The following is a 22,590-nucleotide window of genomic DNA, read 5'->3' as shown; positions in this document are numbered from 1 at the left end:
AGCTTATTTTTTAGCTAAATAATTAATACTGTTTTGTGTCAAAAGTTTAATATTGGTAATAAACTCATTAGACTGACTTGGTACTCCTGAGCTATTGGCTTCATTGTACCAATCATAAGCTCCCATCGAAATCACAATTACATTTTTATTTGTTGCTGTGTTTGGAAATTCTGCTATTGTAACTCTTCCGTCTAGCGAATCATCCCAAGCTTCACTCGCCAGGTTGGTTCCTCCGGTTTGGTTTCTCCATCCTTCTCCGTTTCCATAACCTCCCCATTCCGGTAAAAACCACCATGCGGTATGATTTAGCCTGAAAGTTCCGCCTTGCAGTAAATTGGCTTTTCCGCTTTCAAAAGTGGATAATCCCTGAAATATTGGATGACTTTCGTGACCTTTAAACGACATTCCCCATGAATTTGCATCAACAAATCCGTTTGGAGGAAAATCTCCGAAAACATTATTAGGTCCTTTTCCTGACGGAACAATTCCTAAAGCGTCAACATATTGCGATGCAAAAGAGGTTAAAAGTAAATTACCTCCGTTGGATCTGAAATTTTTCAACGCTGTGGTTACCGCCGGATTATAAGCTACTGCAGGTAAGTTTGCGGCGCTATCAAAATGCCACCAGATAACATTAATTTCACTTAGATCAGCTCCGTTTAAAATGCTTTCGAACGAAATGTATTTGGCGCCCGGGAAATTGTCAAATAACCAGTTTGAGGCCGTAACTTCATCCATATTAGTAATGGCGGATCTTGTTACTGCTGTTCCTACAAAAGCAACTACCAAACCGGCTACGGGAACACCTACATTGGCTGTATAAGTAACACTTTTACCGTTTGAAGTGATTATAAAAGTTACCGCATTGGTAAAATCTATTGTAGTTCCTGAAACCGGTGAAATCGAAACGCCTTCTGTTAATTCGATGACAGGCTGAAGTGCTTTCAGGTTGGTATTTTCAGGCAGCGTCATTGTAATGGTTTTGCTCGCATCGTTTACAGTTGCCCCAACTCCATTAATAGTAAAGCTTTTAATGGGACTTAAAACTACGGCCGTTACGGTATAATCTTTATATAAATTACCATTTACAACTCTGAATTTTACAGGATTTGTAAAATTAACAGGCGTATTTAAATCCAGATTTGATGTTGCGCCTTCTGCCAGAACAATTTCAGGTTTTACAGCTGTAATGTCTGATCCGTAAGGCATTGTAACACTGATTTTTCCGGTAACCTGATCGATGGTTCCCGCTACTCCGTTTATTTTAAAAGCAGTAACATTAGATGGGGAATTGATATCAAAACCTCCATTTTCAAAACTATTTTCGCAGGCTGTAATCACCAAAACAATTGCTAATACTGCCGCCATTTTGACCCAGTATTTATTGATAAGTTTTCTCATATTGATGGTCTTAGAATAGATTAATAACCTGGATTTTGTTTGTACAATCCCTGACTGAAATTAATTTGCTTTAACGGAATCGGGCAATACTCTTCTTTATGAGCATCAAAAAAGGCATCCTGATAATAGGTGCGTTTCATTTTTTCTTTGCTGTAAAATGCATTCATTACTTCATCTGTAACACCCCAACGTACTAAATCAAAGAAACGGTTTCCTTCCATAGCCAATTCTAAACGACGTTCCCAACGCAATGCTTTACGGGCAAAATCCTGTGTCCAGTTGCAATTGCTTCCGTCTACATACGTATTGATTTTAAAGTTTTTTGCATACGGAAGTCTTCCTGTACTTTGCGCTGCACGTTCTCTGATTTGATTGATTAATAGCAAAGCTTCTGATTGTCTTCCTAATTCAATCAGGGCTTCGGCGCGCATTAAAATCACATCGGCATAACGAATTTGTATTCTGTTTTTTGAATTTCCATAAAACGGATCAATATTAACAACACAGCTACAGCTTGGCGCTACATTTTCTTTTAATGAGGCAAAATAACCATAGGTTCCCGGAGATCTTACCCAGGCTTCTACATACAAAAATTCAGGATCGTATTTGTATGGCAAGCCGGGCATTGCAACAGTATGGTATAATCTAGGATCGACCGTGTTGGCATCTCTATTTTTATAATCAAAATCCTGATCGTTATAGGTATCAAATTCCGGCAAACCATTTGTTCCTGTTTTAAACGCATTTACTAAGTTCTGACTTGGTTTATGAAAATCGCAACATCCTAAACCTTGTGGAGTTGAAAGCACATCTGAAAAATTCAATCTTCCGTATAAAGTTCCGTCATTGTCTGAAAACTGAATAGAGAAAATAGATTCGGCACCATTTTCAAAAGGTCCCGGCAAAAAGTTATTGGCAAAATCTGGTTCTAAACTTGCTTTGCCAATTACTTTATCTGTTGCGGCAATTACTTCCTGCATGTGCTGCTGATTGATTCCGGTAACTTTATAAGTTTCGTCTTGCGTGTACGCCTGATACAAACGTGTTTTTGCTAAATACGCGTAAGCTGCTTTTTGAGTCGCACGTCCTACTTGCGGCTGTGTTTCCGGTAAAGCATCGGCGGCAGCCTGAAAATCTTCGGCAATTTTGTTCCAAAGTTCCTCGTTTGAAAGCACTTTGTTTGAAATGGTTTTATAGTTTTCTACCGGAATGTCTTCTGTGATATAAGGAACGCTTCTGAACATAATTTTCAGCATAAAATAAAAATGTCCTCTTAAGAAACGCATTTCGGCCATGCGTGTTTTTTTCAGCGGATAATCTGCTTCTGAAATTTTTTCCAATGCTTTTAAAGCTTTGTTTGCTCTTGAAACTCCAACATAACTGATATACCAGAAGTTGTCTAATTCGGCAAAATCAGGTCTGATATTATTGGATACTTCAAAAAAGTGAAAATCCTGAATATCGTTTGTTCCGCTACCGCCTTTGTAAGCATCATCTGAGCGAACATTTCCAAAAGGCCATAAACTGTACGGTGAATCGTAATGGTCATTGCCTAATTGCGCATAGGCAGCATTCATAAATCCTTCAACCGATTGTGGCGTAACAATATCTTCTTCTGAAAGTACTCCGCGAGGATCATTCTCCAGAAAATCAGAACAGGAACCCAATATTCCAAGTACTAAAAACCCTGTTATATATAGTAATTTTTTCATTTTTTTTGATTTAAGCTTTAATTATAAAGTAAAATTAAGACCAGCGGTAAAAGTGGTGGGCTGCGGATATCCAAATCCTGCGTTTTCAGGATCTACACCCGTAAAATTCTTAGCATCAATGATCAGTAAATTTTGTCCGCTGATGTAGAATCTAAAGCTATCGAAATTCATTTTTTTCAATAAATCTTTTGGTAAGCTATAGCCCAATTGCAAAACGCGAAGTTTTAGATAGTTTCCGTTTTCTACATAATAAGTCGAAAATCTTGATTCGGCATTTCTGTCTACCGTTGTCAATGCCGGAATTGTAGAATTAGGATTGTCTAATGACCACGCATTTAATAAACGGGTTCCTTTGTTCGAACCTACGTCATCTACGCTCCAGAAATCAGTTTGGTATTTGGTATTATTAATCACATCGACATCACTTGCTCCTTCCCAGAAAGTGGTGAAATCCCAATTTTTATATCCTAAGCCTAAATTAAATCCGTATAATAGTCCCGGGTTTGGATTTCCTATCCAGGTACGGTCTTTATCTGTAATAACACCGTCTCCGTTTAAATCTTTATAACGTATTCTTCCAAGGCCTTTCCCTTCCTGAGTGGCCGAGTTGTCTACTTCGTCCTGATTTTTAAACAATCCGTCAGTAACATAACCGTACATCGAATTAATCGGACGTCCTAGGATATTATCGTTAAGTCCGTCTCCTCCGTAGTTATTGCGTACTTCATCCGGCAATTTTGTGATCTTGTTTTTGTTGGTCGATACATTTGCTGAGATATCATATTTTAATCCAAAAGAGGTTTCGTCATGATACCCTAAAGTAAATTCCCATCCTTCGTTTTGCATCGAAGCGCCGTTTACCCAGCGATTTCCTCCTTCACCAATTACTCCTAAATAAGGTGGCAATACTAAAATATCATCTGTTTTTTTGATGTAATAATCTACAGAACCGCTTAATTTTTGTTTGAATAATCCAAAGTCTAAACCTATGTTGGTTTGTGTAGTGGTTTCCCATTTTAAATCATCATTTCCTGACTGGGTGGCAATAAAACCTGACGGAAGTAAACCGTTTCCGTTTCCTGCAATATCATACGCAGTACCAAACGAAGTGGCCCATGTTGGACTTCCGCCAGCATAACTTGCTAAATAAAGACTATACACTGCGGTGTTGCTAATTTCCTGATTTCCGGTTTGCCCCCAGCCTGCTCTTAATTTTAAATCAGATACAACCGGTGCGTTGTTTTTAATGAAATCTTCATTACTGATTCTCCATCCTGCCGAAACTGCCGGAAAGGTTCCGTATTGATTGTTTTTTCCAAAACGAGACGATCCGTCACGACGAATTGTACCCGAAAGCAAATAACGATTATCAAATTCATAATCTACTTTTCCAAAGAAAGATAGCAATGAATATGTTGTTGATGTTCCGCTGGTAAACGATTCTCCTGTTCCAGCATCAGGATACATATAATCCGGAGTTTCAATCAGGAAATCATTTTTACGTAAAGTTGTGGTATCATAAACATCTTTATACATTTCTGTTCCTGCCATTAAATTCAGATTACTTTTTCCGAAATTCAGGCTATAAATTGCCGTGTTTGTCCAGGTCCATTTGTCGCTTAGCGACTGATCAATTGTTACAGATGTCTGATCGTTTTGCAAATAACCTGACTTGTAACTTCTCTGTAGTGTACGCTTTTTATAAGATCCGTAATCGATACCAAAACTACTCTTGATATGCAGATTTTTGATCACTTCTAAATCAGCATACATATTCCCGAAAAGACGTAAATAATCGTATTTATTGTCTTTGTTATATTCTAAAAGTCGCACGGGATTTTGTCGGTCGTTCATTCCTCCCACTGGTCCTCCCCAGCCTTTTCCATCTACAGTATGTACCGGAATTATTGGCAGCGCACGTAACGCAGGATCCAGAACTCCGGGATCTGTAACTTCGTTGGTACGGGTCATTGAGAAGTTTTCGCCAATAACCAGTTTGCCATCAAAATATTTATACGAACCGTTCATTCTGGCAGAAATTCTCTGAAAATCAGTCGTTTTTACCACACCTTCATTTCCATAATATCCCAAAGAAAAAACATAACTTCCTTTATCTGAAGCATTAGAAACTGATAAATCGTATGAGTTTGCGATTCCGGTTTGCGAAATGGCATCGTACCAATCTGTATTCGAAGCTTTCAGGGTTTGATTGGCATCTAAATATTCAGGAACCAATACTTTGTTTAATTGTGGTTTGTTATTATTTACAGACCAATCGAACTGATAGCGTAAATTATTATTGTTTGGATTTAATCCGTCGTTGATATTGGCCTGCCATAAAGCCTGACCAAATTGATTGGCATTCAATACATCAAGTTTTCTTGAATAATCTGAAAGAGAAGTATAAGTGCTGAAATTGATTCTCATCTTACCTTCTTTTCCTTTTTTGGTGGTAATGATAATTACACCATTTGAAGCTCGCGAACCATAAATACTGGCGGCAGAAGCGTCTTTTAAAACCTGAATTGTTTCAATATCGTTCGAGTTTAGTTCGTGCATTCCGGATTTTGTTGGCATTCCGTCAATAACATAAAGAGGATCCGTGTTGTTTAAAGTTCCTACACCACGAATCACAACTTTTGTGTTTCCTCCACTTGGCGAACCATCAGACGAAACTTTAACTCCGGCTACTCTTCCCTGCAGCGCTTTTATAGGGTTCGGTTCCGGTTGTTTCATGACTTCCTTCATATTAACAACGGCAACGGCACCGGTAATATCTGTTTTCTTTTGTTTAGAATATCCCGTTACAACAACTTCATTCAGCTGATTGTTATCGACTTTTAAAATAATATTGAATGTTTTTTGTCCTTTTACTTCAATCGATTGCGATGCAAAGCCGATAAAAGAAACGACAATTTTTGCATCGCCAGCTACATTCTGGAAAGAGAAATTTCCATCAAAATCTGTTACTGTGCTGGTATTGGTTCCGGAGATCAACACAGTTGCACCGGGAAGTGGCATTCCGTCATCTGACGAAATTACCGTTCCTTTAATTCCTGTTTCCTGTGCGGTCATCACCAGCATAGGAAAAAAGAAAAATAGAAAATAAATGAGTTTGGTTTTCATAGTTAGTGGTTTTGTTTTTTAAGGTTAGTTTATATTTAATTGGTTAATTTCTACGTTGCTCAGCTCAACTCCATTGTTTGAAGAAACAGAAAGTGTGGTATAGGGCTGGTTTGGGAAAAAGATCTCGGTAATTACTTTTTCTCCATTATTGTAAAATATTTCAATCGATGTTTTGTCCAGAATGATTTTAAAAACACCTTCTTTTTGACTTCCCTCTAAAGCTGCTTTGGTAATTGTTGATGCAAACTTATCTGAGAAATCAATTTTTCCTGATTTTGAACGATCCAAAAATAAATAATGATTTGTATTATCGATCCCGAAAGTCAGTGCTTCTCCATTTGCATTAGCAAGCGTAAAAGTGTAGGTATCCTGTTTAAGGTTTTTGATATTAAAATTGACAATTGCTTTTGTAAAATCAATTTTGCCGGCTTCAGCAATTGCCAGTTTTCCTTTTCCTTTCAGGCTTTTTACTTTGATTGTTTTACCAATATATTTATTGATCTCTTTGACAGGATTATTAATCAAAATATAATCGTTTCCTTTTTTGATGATCTCAAGTTCACGTGCAATTGTCGTGGCACTTCTCCAGGATTGTGTTGGCACTTCCTGAGCGTATTCCCAGTTCGACATCCATCCTATAAATAATCGCCTCCCATCTGCAGCAGGAACATTATTCCAGGTCACGCCTGCGTAATTATCTTTTCCGTAATCCAGCCAGGCTGCTCTTTCTGTCTCTACTTTTTTAGCAAAATTAGATTCAAGTGTAAAGGTTGTTCCGTCGAAATCGCCAACAAAATATTGCGTTCCCGAACCGCCATTGGCTCCGCCCGGATTTAAATTCTGAATTAAAACCCACTTGGTTTCATTAATTCCTTTTACTTTTATCTGAAAGAAATCAGGACATTCCCAAACGCCTCCGTGAGCGCCAATATTTTTTCCGAATTCTGATAAATATTTCCAGTTTTTTAAATCCTTCGAACTGTAAAACTGAGCGCGATCTTGTGCTGCCAATACCATGATCCATTGTTTATGGGTTTCATCCCAATTGACTTTTGGATCACGAAAATCACGAATTCCGGGATTTTTCACAACAGGATTTCCTTCCTCAAATTTCTGCCATGTAAAACCATTATCATTTGAATAAGCAATATCCTGCTGTTCTACGTCTATCTGACCTCCTTTTTCTTTGGTCATATCGTGCAGTGTATAAATCGCTACAATTGGGGCTTTTTTTCCGGTACCTAATCCTGAAGTATTCTGCGTATCAACCACAGCGCTTCCTGAAAAAATGTATTTGTCTTTCTCCGGATAAAGTGCGATGGGCTGTTCTTCCCATTTGATTAAATCTTTACTAATGGCATGTCCCCAGTGCATTGGTCCCCAGACACTTTTTTCAGGATAATGCTGATAGTACAAATGATAATATCCATCAGCATAGAACATTCCGTTAGGGTCATTCATCCAGCCATTTTTGGGTGTAAAATGAAAATTAGGACGGTACATTTTTTCTTCTGTAGCAACTGATACTGTAGATGCTGTAGTTTGTGCAGCAGCCGAATACGGTTTACAACCTCCTATTGATAATAATACAGCACTATATAATGCCAGCGGTAGATGTTTCTTTGATGTCATGTTTTTTGATATTTTTTTTGGTTAAATTCTCACTTAATACTTCTAAAGAGATTCCTTTAGTTTCAGGCATTATAAAAATCACAAAAAGTAATTGCAGTACCATCATCAATGCAAAAATTAAGAATACTACTTCGGGTCCGATTTCTGAAAACAGCATTGGGATTAAAGACGGAATAATTGCCGCTAAAACCCAGTGTACCGAACTTCCAAAAGCCTGCCCTGAGGCACGAATATGGTTAGGGAAAATTTCTGAAATGAAAACCCAGATTACGGCTCCCTGGCCAATGGCATGCGATGCGATAAATAAGAAAAGGAAAGTGGGTACTGATAATCCTCCCCAATTGTAATAAAAGGAAGCAGAAACCAATCCTAATGAAATAATATACCCAATTGAACCAATGTACATTAACAACTTTCTTCCTAATTTGTCAATTAATGCTACTCCAATTAAAGTAAATATAAGATTGGTTATTCCGATTCCTATACTGCTTAGCAAAGCGGTATTTTGTCCTAAACCTGCTTCTTCAAAAATTCTTGGTGCGTAATATAAAAAGGCATTGATCCCTGAAAACTGATTGAAAAATGCAATTAAAAAAGCCAATATAAGCGGGAAACGGTATTTTTTCATGAAAATATTTTCATGTTTGGTTACTCCGTTTTCTCTCGAATCGTCCATGATGTCTTTAAGCTCAGCCGTTGGATCAATTTTAAAAAGAACTTTACGGGCTTCTTCGTCACGGTTTTTAGACAACAACCATCTTGGACTTTCGGGAATGGTCAATATAAATAATATATAGATAAATGACGGAATGGCCTGAACTCCAACCATCCAACGCCAGGCATTTTCGCCAATGTCTTTTAAAAAGTAATTTGAAATAAAGGCGATCAGAATTCCCAGTACAATATTAAACTGATACAAAGCTACTAATCGTCCGCGTTTGTCTGCCGGAGCAATTTCAGAGACATAAGCCGGAGCTGCAATGGTAGATGCGCCAACTCCTAAACCGCCAATAAACCTGAAAGCAGCAAAAACATAAGGATCGTTTGCAAAGGCAGCACCAATGGCAGAAATAAAATACAGGATTCCGATCCAGAATAATGTTTTTTTACGGCCTATTTTATTGGTAGGAATTCCTCCAAAAATAGCTCCAATAACTGTTCCCCATAATGCCATTGCCATAACAACAGATCCGTGAAAAGCATCAGATGAATGCCAGAGCAGCTGTAATTGTTTATCAGCTCCTGAAATAACTACGGTATCAAAACCGAATAGAAAACCTGCCAGTGCAGCAGTAATAGACCAAATCAATATCTTATTCATTGTAGATGTATTAAAAACTTGTTGCTAAGATATCCGCAAAAAAAACAACTTATTTTTAATGATGTTACAATTTAATTCTATAATTATTGATAGTTTGATACTTTATACCCAAATCACTAATTTACAACTCTTTACACTTATTTAATTTTATTTACGAAAACCTTGTAGTTTCGATTTTGTTACATTTAATATAAAAATGATACATAGAATTTTGAGAAAAGGTGTAAAGTAACAAAGGTTCTGAGGTTGCAAGTTGTTAAAAAAGCTATAAGTAAAGAGAATTTTACATTTTATTTAAGTTTTGTCTTTTGAATTTGCTGTGATTTCGTTGAAGATATAAAATAAAGTTAAGAATCACTTTAACCCAGATAATGGAAGATTTGACTAAAGCCCCTCTAAAATCTATTCTCTCTCCTCCAGCTTAAGCTGGAGGCAATTAAAATGTGTTATGCTAACAGGTTTATAATCCCCAGACTTCGCCGAAATGACAAATTAGATGAAAATCTTGTTATGAAAATGACTGTCCTAGCCCCGATAGAAGAGGAAATCCTTTTGTGGCGGAGTTCGCCACAAAAGATTGGAACGGATTGCTTCGCCAGTTCGCTCTTTCAGGCTCGGGTGCGGGATTAGCTCCTGAAAAAAAATCTGCTAATTTCTCTCACTACACCATAGTTATCGTTTTGTCGCGTACCTACGGCACGCCAATATATCTGGAAACTAATTTTCTTCCAACCTTTAGTGCCTAAAGGCACATCTCAACATTTGATTGCTATTAATACTTATCATTTTTATATTCTTTTGGAGAAATTCCAAATTTGTTTTTAAAAGCGGTAGAAAAATAATTCGGAGAAGAGAATCCTAGTGAATAAGCAATTTCAGAAATATTCATTTCATTTGATTTTAAAAGCTCTGCGGCTTTCTCTAATTTGACATTATTGATATGATCGCTAATATTAATGCCTAAAATCGCTTTTACTTTTCGATACAATTGCACTCTTGAAACGCTTAGTTTGTCTGCCAGATCTTCGACAGAGAATTTAGGATTTTCAACGTTCATCTTAATAATATCATTCATTTTAGTAATGAACGTTTGTTCCTGATTGCCAAATTTTGATTCAGGTTCGATACGATAAATGTTATTGGTATAATAATAACGAAGTTTTTCTCTGTTGAAAAGCAAACTCGAAATAGATTGTTTCAGGATCGAAAGACTAAAGGGTTTGGTAAGGTACTGGTCTACTCCGCTTTGCAATCCTTTTAAAACAGATTCTTTGTTGCTTTGCGCCGTTAGAATAATAATGGGAATATGAGACGAACGCAGGTCTTTTTTTAATTCTTTGCTAATTTCATACCCGTCTTTATCGACGAGATTAATGTCACAAATGATGATATCAGGCACTATTTCCATTGCTTTTTCAATCGCATCGCTTCCGTCAGAGGTATGAACAATATATTCATTCGATAATTTAGCTTTTAGAAAACTAACCAGATCATTATTGTCTTCTATAACCAAAATTGAATGTTTTTCTGCATCAGAAATGATATGTACTTCACTTAAATCCGGTTCTATATCGAGATTGTCTGTTATTAAATTGGGCGTTATGTTTAAGTTTTCGGCATTGTTTACGATTTCAGAAGGTTGTAAATGACTGTTTCCTTTGAGTAAAGTAATGACAAACTCACTTCCCTGTTTTGATTTTAGTTCGATGGTTCCGTGATGTAAAAGCACAAATTCTTTAGACAAATGAAGTCCGATTCCTGAACTGTTTTTGTTATTGTTTGAGGCTTTAAAAAACGGATTAAACACATTAGACAATTCATTTTCAGGAATTCCTATTCCGGAATCTTTGCAGCTAATTTTAACGGTATTGTCCTGATTTTCGATAATCGAAATTGTAATTTTTCCGTTATCAGGCGTGAATTTAAAAGCATTGGAAAGCAAATTAAAGTAGACTTTATCCATCAATCCTTTATCGATAAACAATTCGAGATTTTTGTTTTTACAAATAAGCTGAAAATCTATGTTTCTACGAATTGCTTCTCCTCGAAAATTGGTCATTATTTCGTTAGTAAAATCGTAGATCTTAGTATTTGAGGCTCTTAAAGTAAATTTTTGTTCTTCAATTTTTCTAAAATCCAGTAACTGGTTTATTAATCGCAGTAATCTGTTGGAGTTTTTATGGATTAGTTTTACTTCATCAATCAGGGCTGTTCCTTTAATTTTTTCATTTTCAATTAAGGATTCTACATAACTCATAATTAGCGTTATGGGCGTTTTAAATTCGTGCGAAAGTCCTGTAAAGAAATTCAGCTTGGCTTCGTTGCTTTTTTCGGCCACTTTTGCCATTTCCTGAATTTCATTGTTTTGGTCTATAACGGTTTGATTAATACGTTCGAGTTGTTTTTTCTTTTTCGAAATAGAAATTGTCGAGTAAATACTGTAAATCGTAAGGCTTAAAATAATTACAAGAAAAAAACTCAATAACCTCACCAGATTATTCTGCGAGGCATATTCTCTTTCCTGCACTTTTATCGCTCCTTGCTGCGACTCTATAACTGCTTGCTGCTGATCAACTTTATCCATTTGGTTTTCAATAATTTCAGCGTTATTATGATCGATCACAATGGTGTTCAGAATGTTATTTTTAGAAATGGGCTCTTTATTGTACATTTTTAAAGCCAGTTTTAATGCTTCATTTCCTCCTGTCGGATATAAAATCGTACCGTCTAAAACGCCGCTTTTTACCAATTCGATCCCGCCATTAACAGAATTTAATCCGTCGACTCCCAAAAATTTTATTTTATTTTCCAGACCCACTGTTTTTGCCGTTTCCCAGGCGCTTAATGCCATGCGGTCATTATGGGCAAAAATGTACTCAATGTCGGGATTTTGCAAAAGGATGCTTTTTAGCGGTGCGCTAACGGATTCTTTTTCCCAGTTACCGTGAATGATGCTTACTACAGTAAAACGTTTATTTCCTTTTATAATCTGATCAAATCCAAGACTGCGTTCATAAGCGGGCGATGAACCGTTTGCACCTGTAATTTCAACAATTTTTCCTGAAGCTTTGCTGTGCGAAATAATATATCTGGCGGCAATTCTGCCTATTTCGATATTATCTGCGCCAAGATAAGCAGTATAATTCTCTCCATCGATTTTGCGATCGACTACCAAAACGGGAATTCCAGCCTTTATCGATTTTTCGACTACGGCCGTTAAAGGTTTTGACTGAATTGGCGAAACAATAATTACATCTACTTTATTGGCAATAAATTTTTCGATGTCTTCAATTTGTCTGGCAACATTGTTATTGGCATCGCTAATTTTTAAATCGACTTCAGGGCGTAACGATGCTTCAATTTTCATTGAACTGGTCATTTGCTTGCGCCAATCATCTGTTGTCATGGCCTGAGAAAATCCTACCTTTATTTTATCTCCTTGTTTTTTATTACAGGAAACTAAACTTAATGATGCTAAAAAAAGCAGCAAAATATATTTTACAAGTGAATACATGAAATTATGAGTTTATGTAAATGAAAATGAGTTTTCAAAAAAACAAATACCTTCTTAGACCAACAACCTGTCAAAATAATTAGGAAGGATTATTTTGTACTGACAAGCGAGAAGGCAATATATATAATAGGGTAAAATTAAACTTTTATTTGATGTACACAAATCTTATCAGGTCTCTGTGAATAAAAAAAAGAGGATATTGAATCCTCTTTAAGTTTCTATTTTATAAACTGTAAATAATTTCTTGTTGTGGCTGGCTATAATTGCTTTGTGGGTTTACCTTGGTGGATTATAAATAAACTTTGTGTTGATTTTTTTTCTCGCAGATTTTGCAGATCAAGCAGACTTTTTTTTTTATAATTTAATCCAATAAAAAAACAATTAATCCTCTTGCGCCGTGAGCTCCTAAAACCAAGGATTGTTCGATATCAGCCGTTTTGGATGGTCCTGCAATAAAAGTCCCGAAACCATATTCCTGATTGCCAATGCGATCATAAGCCTGATGCATGCTGGCGATAATATCTTTTTTATGAACGATAATGGCCAGATATTGCGCGATAAAAGGCGAAACTCTTTGCCCTAGTACATCATCTGTCACCCAAAGTGCACTATTTTCGGCTACGCCAAAATGGGCTTTTATAACGTTTAATTCTACGTCCTGAAGCGAATGCGGATCATCGTTTGTCCAGTCTAAACTTGCAATCTCAACGAGTTGCGGAAGTGTCGTGATCAAGCGTTTTTGCAGATTGTAATTTGCTTTTATGTATGCAATGATTTCGGCATAATTAGTCACTTCTACAGGATCTCCGCCAATGTTTTTCAATACTGTTTTATAAGTAGCAAGCACATCAGGATTCTCTGAGCTTAAAAGATTCAAGTCAGGCAAATCAGTTACTACAGCGGGTTGATTTTGCTTTATTTTATTTAAAATATCTGCTTTACTACTCATTGTCTTTTGCTTTTGCTTCTCTTGAATTTTTCTTGTACCATTCTCTAAAAGATTCTTCGGGAACGGCTGGCATTTCGCGCTGATCGTACCATTTGTTCATTTTATTATTGACCAATCCCGGAACATTTTTCATTACAAAACGCCCTGATTTTCCGGCAATATTAAAAATAGTTGGATTGGCTAAAACAGTTGCCATCGTTTTCATTGCAACGGTTTTTGCTTTTGGCGTATGGCCTTCTTTCACCAAAACCTGACGCCATTTGTACAACTGGTCGTGTATATCGATTTTTACCGGACAAACATTGGTGCAAGAACCACAAAGTGTACTTGCAAAAGGTAAGTCGGCATTTTTACTCATGTCTAAATTGGGTGCCAAAATAGAACCTATTGGTCCTGCAACGGCATTATGATAACTATGTCCACCACTTCGTCTGTAAACCGGACATGTGTTCATACACGCACCACAACGAATGCATTTAAGAGAATTTCTAAAATCTTCTCTTCCTAACTGTGTGCTTCTGCCGTTATCGACAATCACGATATGAATTTCTTTTCCGTCTCTTGGTTTTTTAAAATGACTTGAAAAAGTAGTAATTGGCTGCCCTGTGGCACTTCTGGCTAATAATCTCAGGAAAACCCCTAAATGTTTGCGCTGTGGAATCAGTTTTTCGAATCCCATGCAGGCAATGTGAACATCGGCCAAATGTGCGCCCATATCTGCATTTCCTTCATTGGTACAAACTACAAATTCGCCTGTTTCTGCAATCGCAAAATTCACTCCGGTTAAAGCCACTTTTCTAGTTAAGAAAGTATTTCTTAAACTCAAACGAGCTGATTCGGTTAGATACTGAGGGTCTATATTTCCTTTTTCCGTTCCTAAATGCTCATGAAAAGTTTCGCTTACATCCTCTTTTTTAAGGTGAATTGCCGGTAAAACAATATGACTTGGCGGTTCTTTACGAAGCTGTACAATATATTCTCCCAAATCTGAATCGATTACTTCAATGCCTTTTTCGGCCAGATAATCATTCAAATGGCATTCTTCTGTAAGCATCGATTTTGACTTCACCATTTGCTTTACATCATGTTTTGCCATGATCGAATGCACTATTTCGTTATGTTCTTTCGCATCGGCTGCCCAATGTACTTTGATGCCGTTCTTTTGAGCATTTGCCTCAAATTCAATTAAATAATCGTGAATATTAGAAAGCACATTGTTTTTGATTTTTGAAGCCGTTTCGCGAAGCAATTCCCAATCCGGAATCTGATGTGCAGATTTATCCCGTTTTTCACGAACAAACCAAAGTGTCTGGTCGTGCCAGTTTACCCGTTCTACATCTTTATTAAAACGTGCTGCAGCTTGGCTATGTTCTATTGTTTTTTCTGAAGACATCTTTTCTTATTTATTTCACTATTAAGACATTAAGCAATTTAAACCAGGCTTTATGAACTTAATATCTTAATTGTAAAAAGAAAATTAAGTTTAATTTTAAAATCACTTAGTTTTCCATCGAATTTAATATTTCGGCAATATGAATCGTTTTAATCGGGCTTTTTTGTCTTTTCAGAATTCCTTCCAAATGCATCAAACAAGACATATCTCCACCCGTAATATAATCTACATGATGGTTTTCATGATCTCTTATTCGGTCCTGTCCAATTTTTACAGAAACAGCTTCTTCGGTCACACAAAATGTTCCTCCAAAACCACAACATTCATCTTTTCTGGATAAAGCAACCAAATCTAAACCTTTTATATTGTGCAATAATTGCTCTGGTTTAGAAAAAAATGGCGCGTTTAATTCGGTCATCTGCGAAAGCTTTAATCCACGCTGACCGTGACAACTTACGTGCATTCCTACCCGATACGGAAAATTTCCGTCGATAGAATCTACCTTAAGAATATCGGTTATAAATTCGGTGAGTTCAAATACTTTCTTGCGCATTTCTGCTGCCAATTCCTCTTGTTTTTGGTCATGCAAATGTTCTTTTACATGCAAAACACAACTTCCGGAAGGGCAAACGATATAATCAAATTCAGCAAAGTTGGCGATAAAATTAGCATCGCAGCCTTTAGTTAAATATTGGTATCCGCTATTGGCCATCGGCTGACCACAGCAGGTTTGTCCCATCGGAAAATGAACTTCGCAACCTAATTTCTGCAAAAGTTCATAGGTTGCAATACCCACTTTTGGATAAAACTGATCGACATAACACGGTATAAATAATCCGATTTTCATATGTTGTTTTTTTAACACTGAGATATTTTGTTACAAATTCGAACGATAATTGAAATCATCAAACCTCATAATGCGAATTTAAAAAAATGTATCCCTTTTTATGCTCTTTTTTACACACAAAGTTTATGTTTTCTGTGTGTATTTTGTTTTACAAAGATTTAGCGCAATTTAACGCAGATTTAAAATTTCTAATTCTAAATCTTTAATTCCAAACCTAGTGCTTATAAAACTTCAAATCAATCAAATCATTCTGAATTGGTTTAGGATTCCAGTTTTGATGAATCGCCAATGCAGCGCCCAAAGCACTTGCCTGCGCCATTGAAGCGGCAAAAACTTCGATATCCGGATAAGCTTCGGCCAATAAATTCATGAAAATAGAATTTTTGCTAAATCCTCCATCCACAAAAATCTTTTTTACGGGACTATTGTGAATTACCAAATTAGTCGAAAAAAACTGCTGTTCTACCAAATCGAGCATCAATTGATGATAAGCGATTTCGTAACTTTTAAAGTTACTTAAATCCCTTTTTTGAAACGGACATTCTTTTAGAATATCAAAATCATATTTCTTTGGATAAATAATCTGAAAGTTTAACGCTCGTAAATTCGACACTATTTTTTTATCGAAATAAACCTGTTTATAAGTATCAACAGGCACCTTAAAATGTTCTGCTAATCTTTTGGTTTGTACTTCGTGTTCATTGCCCGAAAAAAGACGCGCTGCTTTTACAGGTTTCTCTGTGTATTGCATGTAACACAAGCAATCGTGTTGTAATTCTTCAAAGGTTAATGGTTTGGTATTAAACGGATTTAAAGAAATACTCCAGGTTCCTGTAGACAATAAAACAAAAGGTTCTGTAAAATTGATAGTGTACGGAATAATCGCAGATGAACTATCATGCAAACCAACACCAATGGCCAGTTCGCCGTCTTTTTTTATGATATCTTTTCCGTAATGCAACGGTGGGATTTTATCTAAAATAGCTTCATTTTTAAGCCATTTATGATACTTCATTTTCTTAAAATTCCAAAGATTAGTATGACATCCAATACTGGTAATATCGGCGTAAGCTTCATTCGTTAAAAGAAAACTCAAATATTGCGGCAGATGCAAACAGTATTTTACCTGATCGAATAATTCCGGATTTTCTTCTTTAAGCCTGTAAATTTGCATTCCTGAATTCAGACTTCCCAACACAGGAGAAGCTGTTTTTACTGCAAAAACTTCTTTTCCTTTGTATTTATTATAAAAGTCATTTTTTAATTCCTGCGGATACTCTTTTAAGTAATTATACAGAGGAGTTAAAACTTTTCCGTTTTCATCAATATAGACAAAACTGGCGCCATAGGTACTAAAATTAATGGCTTTTAAAATGTAATCTGTCAGGCTTTTTATTTCTGCTAATCGTTCGAATATCCAGTTTTTAAGAACCTGAATATCTTCGCAGGGAAAACCATCTTCGTCGACTGTTTCTTCAAGATTTACTGATTTTTCCCAAACAATTTTATAATTTTCATCAAATAAAAATACCTTCTTGTTTGTTTTACCAATGTCAAAAATTGCAACTACATTCATTTTTAAATTATGAGTTATGAGTTTTTAATTATGAGTTATGATTTTTACCTTAGAAGTTATGACTATTATGCTTATTCTTTTGCTTTTACATTATAACTCATCATTCATAACTCATAATTATTATAGTCCTGTCGCCATGGTTTTTAAACCTCTTTCTCCTATCAGATTTTGTCTAATGGCAAGACTACGATACAATTCTACCGGATTTAATGCTGCACCAGAACGCAAACGAGCCTCAGCAACTAATGCGCGAACATCTGTACGGAAAGCGTCCTGAAGGATTTCCTGCGCTTTTACAACATCATTTTCCTGCTGTGCAATTTCTAATGCTTTTCTGTCTACCAAAAGTGCTTGTGCATACGCAATCATGATGGCTTCTACAGATTGTAGTAAATCTTCTAACGGATCTTTTATGTTATGCGATGCATCGATCATCCAGCCTAAATCTTTGGCGTGATTCATTCCGCGAGCATCCATTCCATCCACTAATTCATTAAAAATCAAGAATAATTGATATGGTTTTAAAGCTCCGGCAGTTAAATCGTCGTCTCCGTATTTTGAATCATTAAAGTGGAAACCGCCTAGTTTTTCTTCCATTAATAATAAGGCAACAATTTGTTCAATATTAGCATTTGGCAAATGATGTCCCAGATCGACCAAGGTTTGCGCTTTGTCTCCTAATTTTTTTACATAAGAATACGATTGTCCCCAATCTGCTACTGTTGTAGAATAAAAATTAGGTTCGGCACATTTGTATTCTAAAAATAATTTCCAGTTTGAAGGTAATGCATCGTAGATTTCTTCTAAGCTTTCTAAGGTATTTTGGTAGGCTTTTCTAAAGTTTAATTGTCCCGGAAAAGAAGATCCATCGGCCAGCCAAATTGTTAGAGATTCTGATCCTAATTCGATTCCGTGCTGAATTACTTCAATATTGTGTGCAATGGCTTGTTTACGAACGGCTTTATTTACGTTTTGTAATGAACCAAATTTATACGAATCTGTTTGACCTGCCTGATCCTGAAAAGTATTTGAGTTCATGGCATCAAATCTTAAATTGTGTTGTGCGGCAAGGCTTTTGATTGCTTTATAATCTTGTGGAATATCCCAAGGAATATGCAATGAAATCGCACCTGAAGCATTGTTTAAAGCATGAAGCAATCCTACATCTTCGATTTTTTCTTCGATCGAGCGTGGTTCTCCACCTCCTGCAAAACGTCCGAATCTTGTTCCTCCTGTTCCTAAAGCCCAAGATGGAATCGCAATTTGAAAATCGATTAGTTTTTGAATAATAGATTCTGTATGACCAATTTCTGATGCGGTAAAAGCAAATTTATTTTGATGTTTTTTTAATAAGTCTTCGTTGTGAGATGCTATTTTATAGGATTCGATTAACATAGTATTTTATCTTTTAATAGAGATTACAATATATACATTAACACTTTGATTGTAATTGCTTTTTAGTACACAGAAACATCGTTTTTTGTTATAAATAAGGTGTTTCAAATTACAATCTAACGGTTAAATTGTATGCAGTAAACTCTGGTTTAACGTTACTTTTTTATGCTATTTTGTTTTACTCAGGTTGTAATTTTCTAAAAAAATCTAACGTTCGAATGTTATCGAACGTTAGACCACAAAAAACCACTTTTGCTTTAAACAAACTTAAAAACTTAAACTATCTATCTGTAAAAGCCCATTGATACCCCGCCGTCTACATTTAACGCATTTCCTGTAGATTTATCAAGTAAACCGCCAACAAAAGCAAAACAAGCATTTGCAATATCATCAGGCAATATAATTTCATTCAATAAGGTACGTTTTGCGTAATAAGCCGGTAATTCGGCCACGGTAATACCGTACGCTTTTGCACGCCCTTCTGCCCAACCGCCAGACCAGATATTAGAATCTGAAATTACGGCATCAGGATTTACCGTATTTACGCGGATTTTATCTGCGCCTAATTCGGCAGCCATCAAACGTGTTAAATGCGCCTGAGCTGCTTTTGCCGAACCGTAACCCGGATTATTTGGACCCGCTACAACGGCATTTTTAGAAACGATATTTACAATGTCTCCGCCAAAACCTTGTTTGCGCATTACTTCGATTCCGGCTTTAGAGACAATAAATTGTCCTTTTACCAAAATATCATACAATCTGTCCCATTCTTCAAGGGTGTGTTCTGCAATGGATTTAGAAATACTAATTCCTGCATTGTTGACTATAATATCAGCACCTCCAAAAGCTAATGAAGCCTGGTCTAATGCTTTTTCTGTACTTTTTTCGTCAGTTACATTTAGTAATGTACTTGCTACGGCATCTTTACCAAATAAAGTAATAAACTCAGTTGTGGCTTGTTCTAAACGCTCTTCGTTGATATCATTGATGACCACACAAGCACCTTCCTGAGCAAACTTTTTAGCAATTGCTTTACCAATTCCGCCAGCAGAACCTGTAATTACAGCGACTCTTCCTGACAATGCTTTAGGCTTTGGCATACGTTGTAGTTTTGCTTCTTCAAGCAACCAATACTCGATATCAAAAGCTTCCTGATGTGGCAGCGAAGTATATTCTGAAACGGCTTCCGCTCCTTTCATTACATTTACTGCATTGATATAATATTCTGATGCTAAACGTGCCATTGTTTTGTCTTTGGCAAACGTAAACATACCCACTCCAGGATATAAAATCACCACCGGATTCGGATCACGCATGGCTGGCGAATTCGACTTTTTGCACGTATTATAATATTCTTTGTACATGGCACGATACGCCTCAAAAGCAGGTGTTAGTTTGGCTTTGATCGCATCAATATCTGATAAATCTTCGTTGGGTTCTAAGGTCAAAACCAAAGGACTGATTTTGGTACGCAAGAAGTGATCCGGACAAGAGGTTCCAAGTGGCGCCAACTTTGACAAATCATTAGAATTAATGAACTCTAAAACCCTTGCATCATCAGTATAATGTCCAATCATCTGACGTTCTGAAGAACAGAATCCTCTTAAAATCGGAGCTACTTTTGCTGCTTTTAATTTACGATCCGCTTCCGGTAAACTTTCTATTTTTTTTCCTCCAAAAACAGGGCGTTTTTTTCCGTAGTTATTTTCTAAATATTCGGCACATTTCTCGATTACTTCAAGCGTATTCACGTAACTTTCGTAAGCTGTATCTCCCCAGGTAAATAAACCGTGAGATCCTAACATGATACCGCGCAGTTTTTTGCCTTTTTTCTCTGCTTCTTCCAAACAGCTTCTTAACTGAAGCCCAAGGTCAAAACCGGGACGCTGCCAACCTACCCAGCCAATTTCGCCGTTAAATAATTCTTCGGTAATTTTAGCTCCGTCTTTTGCTGCAGCGATTGCAATTGCAGCATCAGGATGCAGGTGATCAATATGTTTGAAGGGTAAAAAACCATGTAAAGGCGTATCTATAGAAGGCGCTTTTGATGCCAGATCAAAAATACAATGATTGAATAATTCTACCATTTCGTCTTCGAATTCAATGCCTCTGTATACATTTTCAAGATTACGAAGTCGGTCTAAATAAAGTGCCGCACAACCTGATTTTGTCAATGTACCAATGTCTCCACCAGAGCCTTTAATCCACATTACTTCAGAGGTTTCTCCGGTTAGCGGATCTTTGTCCGTAATTTTTACCGAAGTGTTCCCACCGCCATAGTTTGTCAATCTTAAATCGGCTCCTAATAAATTAGATCGATAAATGAAAAGCGCTACTTCATCTCCTGCCAATGCTGCTGCCTTAGCGTCATCCCAAAGATAGCTTACATGCTTAAAAGTCATATTATTTATATTTATATTCGACATTGTTGTTATGTTATTTTTGTGTGTTTATAATGAATTTCCAATTCCAACTAAAACAATTGACAGCATGATCAGTGCAATCCCCCAACCAAAAGTTTTAAGGGTTCTTTTAGAAACTCCAGACCATTCTTTGAGGTAAAATCCCCAGAAATTCGCTGTCAGGATAATGGTTGCCATGTGTAAAATCCATGAACTTGCTCCGTTTCCTAATTTGCTTTCTCCCATTCCGTAAAAGAAAAATTGTAAAAACCACATCGTTCCGGCAATACCTGAAAAAAGGATGTTTTTGGTAATGGGCGTTTTGGTATTCGTATAATCTGAGAAAGTTTTATTTTTGAAATTCAGGTACATACACCAGATAAAATTGGTCGTTAAACCTCCCCACATCAAAACGATATAAGTGACATTGTTTTGAAATAATGGATTGCAACCGTAATTTACCGCGGTTTCGGCCATTGGTTTTCCTGCTTCAATTCCATAATTAAAAAACGAACTCAGAATCCCTGAAATAACAGCTATAATTAGCCCTTTTACTAAACTAAAATCCTTGTCTTTGTCTTCGTGTCCTGTTGCGAAATCTTTTTCTTTTAAGATTCCTGCTTTTCCCGAAATAGCGATTCCGATAAGGCAAACTAAAACTCCTGCCAAAACAAGACGTCCGCCTGGGTTTGACAACATATCGGTAAACGAAATTTTACCTTCTGTAGGATTCAAATCATAATAAATAGAGGGAACTAGGGCGCCAAAAGCAGAGCAAAATCCGAGAATTATAGAATTTCCTAAAGACATTCCTAAATAGCGAACTCCCAAACCGTATGTTAATCCTCCTACTCCCCAAATCAATCCCATTAAAAAGGTGAATGCTTTTATGGTTGGCGAAGCTGTTACAATGATGTCAACAAAATTCGGAATCGTTAAGTATGCAGCGATTGGCGGTACGATGAGCCAGGAAAAAAATCCTCCTACAATCCAGTAGCTTTCCCAAGCCCAATCTTTTACTTTTTTAAATGGCATATAAAAACTACCTGAAGAAAATCCTCCGATAGAATGAAAAATGATTCCTAATAATGATTCCATTAATAATTTTGTTTTTGGTTAATTTGATAGTTAATTTGGTTTTGTAAAATAATAGAATGTAAAAAAGAAAACTGTCCTGTACTATCCTTTATAGTTTTGTTATTTATGTTAAAACTGAAGATTATTACAAACAACTGCCCGATATTATTGGAAATATAAATTTAAAATTTCTATTTTAGCAATCGATTTCGTAATTATTATATCCTCAATTTGACTTAAATAAA

13 protein-coding genes are annotated in these 22,590 nt (G+C 36.4%); all 13 read right to left on the bottom strand.

The window, feature by feature from the left end:
- Positions 1-3: 3 nt before the first annotated feature.
- The 13 genes from FLACOL7796_RS06890 to rhaT all read right to left on the bottom strand — a co-directional run bounded on the left by FLACOL7796_RS06890 (position 4) and on the right by rhaT (position 22,366).
- Positions 4-1,401 (bottom strand): DUF4960 domain-containing protein, encoded by a 1,398-nt coding sequence (locus FLACOL7796_RS06890; protein ID WP_173970076.1) that lies wholly within the window; start codon positions 1,399-1,401, stop codon positions 4-6.
- Positions 1,402-1,421: 20 nt separating this feature from the next.
- Positions 1,422-3,113 carry a RagB/SusD family nutrient uptake outer membrane protein gene (locus tag FLACOL7796_RS06885; protein ID WP_173970075.1) on the bottom strand — a complete coding sequence of 564 codons (1,692 nt, stop codon included), beginning with the start codon at positions 3,111-3,113 and terminating at the stop codon, positions 1,422-1,424.
- Between the two features lie 21 nt (positions 3,114-3,134).
- Complete coding sequence (locus FLACOL7796_RS06880; RefSeq protein WP_173970074.1) at positions 3,135-6,239, bottom strand: SusC/RagA family TonB-linked outer membrane protein; 3,105 nt, start codon at positions 6,237-6,239, stop codon at positions 3,135-3,137.
- 24 nt (positions 6,240-6,263) lie between these two features.
- Complete coding sequence (locus tag FLACOL7796_RS06875; RefSeq protein ID WP_232067309.1) at positions 6,264-7,871, bottom strand: glycoside hydrolase family 32 protein; 1,608 nt, start codon at positions 7,869-7,871, stop codon at positions 6,264-6,266.
- Positions 7,834-9,192, bottom strand: a complete 1,359-nt coding sequence (locus tag FLACOL7796_RS06870) for a sugar porter family MFS transporter (RefSeq protein WP_173970073.1) — start codon at positions 9,190-9,192, stop codon at positions 7,834-7,836. The genes FLACOL7796_RS06875 and FLACOL7796_RS06870 overlap by 38 nt, the downstream gene beginning before the upstream one ends.
- Before the next feature lie 772 nt (positions 9,193-9,964).
- Entirely contained in the window at positions 9,965-12,706 is a 2,742-nt protein-coding gene (locus FLACOL7796_RS06865) for a substrate-binding domain-containing protein (protein WP_173970072.1), read from the bottom strand.
- A 361-nt stretch (positions 12,707-13,067) separates the two neighbouring features.
- Positions 13,068-13,655 (bottom strand): LutC/YkgG family protein, encoded by a 588-nt coding sequence (locus tag FLACOL7796_RS06860; protein WP_173970071.1) that lies wholly within the window; start codon positions 13,653-13,655, stop codon positions 13,068-13,070.
- Positions 13,648-15,048 carry a lactate utilization protein B gene (locus tag FLACOL7796_RS06855; protein ID WP_173970070.1) on the bottom strand — a complete coding sequence of 467 codons (1,401 nt, stop codon included), beginning with the start codon at positions 15,046-15,048 and terminating at the stop codon, positions 13,648-13,650. Before FLACOL7796_RS06855 ends, FLACOL7796_RS06860 begins: the two co-directional genes overlap by 8 nt.
- 106 nt (positions 15,049-15,154) lie before the next feature.
- Positions 15,155-15,895 carry a (Fe-S)-binding protein gene (locus FLACOL7796_RS06850; protein WP_173970069.1) on the bottom strand — a complete coding sequence of 247 codons (741 nt, stop codon included), beginning with the start codon at positions 15,893-15,895 and terminating at the stop codon, positions 15,155-15,157.
- A gap of 214 nt (positions 15,896-16,109) precedes the next feature.
- Positions 16,110-17,471, bottom strand: coding sequence for an FGGY-family carbohydrate kinase (locus tag FLACOL7796_RS06845; RefSeq protein ID WP_173970068.1), 1,362 nt, complete (start codon positions 17,469-17,471; stop codon positions 16,110-16,112).
- A 120-nt stretch (positions 17,472-17,591) separates the two neighbouring features.
- Positions 17,592-18,866, bottom strand: a complete 1,275-nt coding sequence (locus FLACOL7796_RS06840; RefSeq protein WP_173970067.1) for a TIM barrel protein — start codon at positions 18,864-18,866, stop codon at positions 17,592-17,594.
- A gap of 284 nt (positions 18,867-19,150) precedes the next feature.
- The gene (locus tag FLACOL7796_RS06835; RefSeq protein ID WP_173970066.1) at positions 19,151-21,292 is read right to left on the bottom strand and encodes a bifunctional aldolase/short-chain dehydrogenase; all 2,142 of its coding nucleotides are present in this window, start codon (positions 21,290-21,292) and stop codon (positions 19,151-19,153) included.
- A 24-nt stretch (positions 21,293-21,316) separates the two neighbouring features.
- Positions 21,317-22,366, bottom strand: coding sequence for an L-rhamnose/proton symporter RhaT (rhaT, locus tag FLACOL7796_RS06830; RefSeq protein ID WP_173970065.1), 1,050 nt, complete (start codon positions 22,364-22,366; stop codon positions 21,317-21,319).
- Positions 22,367-22,590 lie beyond the last annotated feature (224 nt).

The organism is Flavobacterium bizetiae (assembly GCF_902804475.1).
Classification (GTDB): Bacteria; Bacteroidota; Bacteroidia; order Flavobacteriales; family Flavobacteriaceae; genus Flavobacterium; species Flavobacterium bizetiae.
The sequence above is the reverse complement of the archived record's forward strand: the minus strand, read 5'-3'. Positions and strand labels throughout refer to the sequence as shown.